1 protein-coding gene is annotated in these 3848 nt (G+C 55.2%); it reads left to right on the top strand.

The window, feature by feature from the left end:
* The first annotated feature begins 247 nt into the window (after positions 1-247).
* A complete protein-coding gene (gene nifJ, locus J1785_RS02695; protein ID WP_217159420.1) occupies positions 248-3778 on the top strand; it encodes a pyruvate:ferredoxin (flavodoxin) oxidoreductase in 3531 nt (1176 codons plus the stop codon).
* Positions 3779-3848: the final 70 nt, after the last annotated feature.

Here is a 3848-nt window from a genome sequence, read left to right as displayed (position 1 = left end):
AATTAATCCCCTCGGGCATTTCTTCTGTACCCTATTTAGCCGCTGTCTCAAACCGGTTGAAGCACAGCGGCTAATAATAATCCCAGTGCCTGTGGTCATTGCGTAACCACTTCAAATACCAGCTGAAATAGCCCTGCACACAATCAGGATAAATCGATTAATCCGGCCTCTGCTAAGCTTTTAACATTCTCGCCAGCAAAACGACTTTTCCGCTGGCCGCCATTATGAGCAAAGCAAAAGGTATTCCATGATCACCACTGATGGTAATAATGCAGTCGCTTCCGTGGCTTATCGCACCAATGAAGTGATTGCTATCTACCCGATCACGCCCAGTTCAACCATGGCCGAAATTGCGGGAGCCTGGTCAGGCGAAGGAAAGAAAAATCTGTGGGGCGATGTCCCGGCCGTCATGGAAATGCAGTCGGAAGCCGGTGCGATTTCTACCGTCCATGGCGCGTTACAAACCGGCGCACTGTCAACCTCGTTCACGTCGTCGCAGGGTCTGTTGCTGATGATCCCGACGCTTTACAAGCTGGCCGGTGAGCTGACGCCGTTTGTGCTGCATGTGGCGGCGCGTACCGTGGCAACCCATGCGTTGTCAATTTTTGGTGATCATTCTGATGTCATGGCCGTGCGCCAGACTGGCTGCGCCCTGCTCTCTGCGGCCAGCGTGCAGGAAGCGCAGGATTTTGCACTGATTTCTCAGGTTGCCAGTCTCAACAGCCGCGTACCCTTTATCCATTTCTTCGATGGTTTCCGTACCTCACACGAAATCAACAAAATTGCGCCGCTCAGTGATGACACCCTCCGGCTGATGTTGCCGCAGGCGCAGATTGACGCCCACCGCGCCCGCGCGCTGTCACCGGATCATCCGGTGATCCGCGGCACCTCGGCTAACCCGGACACCTATTTCCAGTCCCGTGAAGCCACTAATCCTTATTACAATGCCACCTGCCAGCACGTTATCGACGCGATGAAGGCCTTTGCTGCCCTCACCGGTCGTGAATATAAGCCGTTCGAATATATCGGTGATCCGCAGGCTGAACGGGTGATTGTGCTGATGGGTTCCGGGATCGGCACCGCAGAAGAAGTGATTGAAACCCTGATGGCCCGCGGCGAGAAAGTGGGCGTGCTGAAAGTGCGGCTGTACCGGCCATTCAGCGCTGAATATTTGTTATCTGTGCTGCCGCAAACGGTAAAAAGCATTGCCGTGCTTGACCGCACCAAAGAACCGGGTGCGCTGGCAGAACCATTATACCTTGATGTGATGACTGCGCTGGCGGAAGCGTATTCGCGTGGCGAACGTGATTCACTGCCAAAAGTGACCGGCGGCCGTTACGGCTTATCCTCAAAAGAATTCGGGCCGGATTGCGTGCTCGCCGTGTTCCGTGAACTGTCACTCAGCCAGCCGCGCCCGCGTTTTACCGTCGGCATTTATGACGACATCACCGGCTTGTCGCTGCCGGTCGCAGAAGAAGAGTTACCACAGCACGCGTCGCTCGAAGCCCTGTTCTACGGGCTGGGCAGCGATGGTTCCGTGTCGGCCACCAAAAACAATATCAAGATTATCGGCAACAGCACGCCAATGTACGCACAGGGTTATTTTGTTTATGACTCTAAAAAGGCCGGTGGCCTGACGGTGTCGCATCTGCGCGTCAGTACAAAGCCGATCAAATCCGCCTATCTGGTGAGTCAGGCGCATTTTGTCGCCTGTCATCAGTGGCAGTTTATCGATTTGTATCAGATGGCAGAACGTCTGCGTCCGGGGGGCATTTTCCTGCTCAATACCCCGTTCAGCGCCGGTGAGGTCTGGTCACGTTTACCGCTCGAAGTACAGGCCACACTGCTTGAGCGCGGGGCGCGTTTCTATGTGATTAACGCAGCCAAAATCGCCCGCGAATGTAAACTTGGTGCACGCATTAATACCGTCATGCAGATGGCGTTTTTCCACCTGACACAGATTCTGCCGGGCGATGACGCGCTGAAAGAATTGCAGGGCGCGATTGCCCGCAGTTACCGCAGCAAAGGTGAAGAGATTGTGACCCGCAACTGGATGGCGCTGGCCGCCACGCTGGAAGAACTGGTCGCCGTGCCGCTGCAACCTGTTCCTGAAAATCCCCGCAAACGTCCGCCGATTGTGTCCGACGCAGCACCGGATTTCGTCAAAACCGTCACTGCCACTATGCTGGCAGGTCTTGGCGATGCGCTGCCGGTCTCGGCCTTCCCGCCGGATGGCACCTGGCCGACCGGCACCACCCAATGGGAAAAACGTAACATTGCCGAAGAAGTGCCGATCTGGAAGCCGGATTTGTGCACGCAATGCAATCACTGTGTCGCCGCCTGCCCGCATTCGGCGATCCGCGCCAAAGTGGTTCAGCCGGAATTTATGGCAGACGCCCCGTCTGCGCTGCAATCGCTGGATGTGAAATCCCGCGACATGCGCGGTCAGAAATATGTCTTGCAGGTCGCACCGGAAGACTGCACCGGCTGTAATCTGTGCGTTGAAGTCTGTCCGGCGAAAGACCGTCAGGATCCGTCGGTCAAAGCCATTAATATGGCGGATCGCATCACCCATCTTGAAGAAGAACGCGCCAGTTACGATTTCTTCCTTAAACTGCCGGAAATTGATAAAACCACGCTGGAACGTATTGATATCCGCACCTCTCAGTTGATCACCCCGTTGTTTGAGTACTCCGGTGCCTGTTCAGGCTGTGGTGAAACACCTTACATCAAACTGCTGACCCAGCTTTATGGCGACCGTTTGCTGATCGCTAATGCCACCGGTTGTTCCTCTATTTATGGCGGTAATCTGCCCTCAACGCCTTACACCACCAACTCTGATGGCCGTGGTCCGGCATGGGCAAACTCTCTGTTTGAAGACAACGCCGAGTTCGGGCTGGGCTTCCGCCTGACCGTTGATCAGCATCGCCGCCGCGTGCTGCGTCTGCTGACTTCACTGGAAGAGCATATTCCGGCTGACGTGCTCGGCGGACTGCGCGATGACACCTCCGCACCGGAAGTGAAACGCGGACATGTCACGGCGTTGCGTAAAATTCTGGCAGATATCGGCACACCGGATGCGCGTCAGTTATCAACGGATGCGGATTATCTGGTAGACAAATCTATCTGGCTGATTGGCGGTGACGGCTGGGCTTATGACATTGGTTTCGGCGGGCTAGATCATGTGCTGAGTCTGACCGAAAACGTCAACGTGCTGGTGCTCGATACACAATGTTATTCCAACACCGGCGGACAACAATCGAAAGCCACCCCGCTCGGCGCAGTCACGAAATTCGCCGAACAGGGCAAACGCAAATCGCGCAAAGATCTGGGGGTGAGCATGATGATGTACGGTCATGTGTATGTCGCGCAGATATCGCTCGGTGCCCAGCTTAACCAGACCGTCAAAGCTATACAGGAAGCCGAAGCGTATCCGGGGCCGTCGCTGATTATTGCGTACAGCCCGTGTGAAGAACACGGCTATGATCTGGCGCTCAGCCACGACCAGATGAAACAACTGACCACCACCGGTTTCTGGCCGCTGTACCGCTTCGATCCGCGTCGCGTGGAAGAAGGTAAACCGGCACTGACTCTCGATTCCAGACCGCCATCCGGCGGGCTGACCGATACGCTCAATAATGAGCAGCGGTTCAGAAGATTAAATGCCCAACAGCCGGAAGTGGCAGACATGTTGTATGCGGCGGCGGAGAAAGAGTTACAACAGAAATATGACTTTTTGGCCATGCTGGCGGGTAAGAAGACCGAATCAGAGTCTTGAGTCTTTTTTCTCAACTTCAAGTTCAAAGTCGTGGGCGTCGGCCCACACCGACTTGGGGGCGGCTTATCGC

This window comes from Rahnella perminowiae, from assembly GCF_019049755.1.
Lineage (GTDB): Bacteria > Pseudomonadota > Gammaproteobacteria > Enterobacterales > Enterobacteriaceae > Rahnella > Rahnella perminowiae.
Note: the sequence above shows the minus strand (reverse complement) of the source record. Positions and strands in the feature narration are given on the sequence as shown.

Excerpts from the sequence above, each read along its gene's own strand:
- nifJ (WP_217159420.1), top strand. The coding sequence starts at position 248 with ATGATCACCACTGATGGTAATAATGCAGTCGCTTCCGTGGCTTATCGC.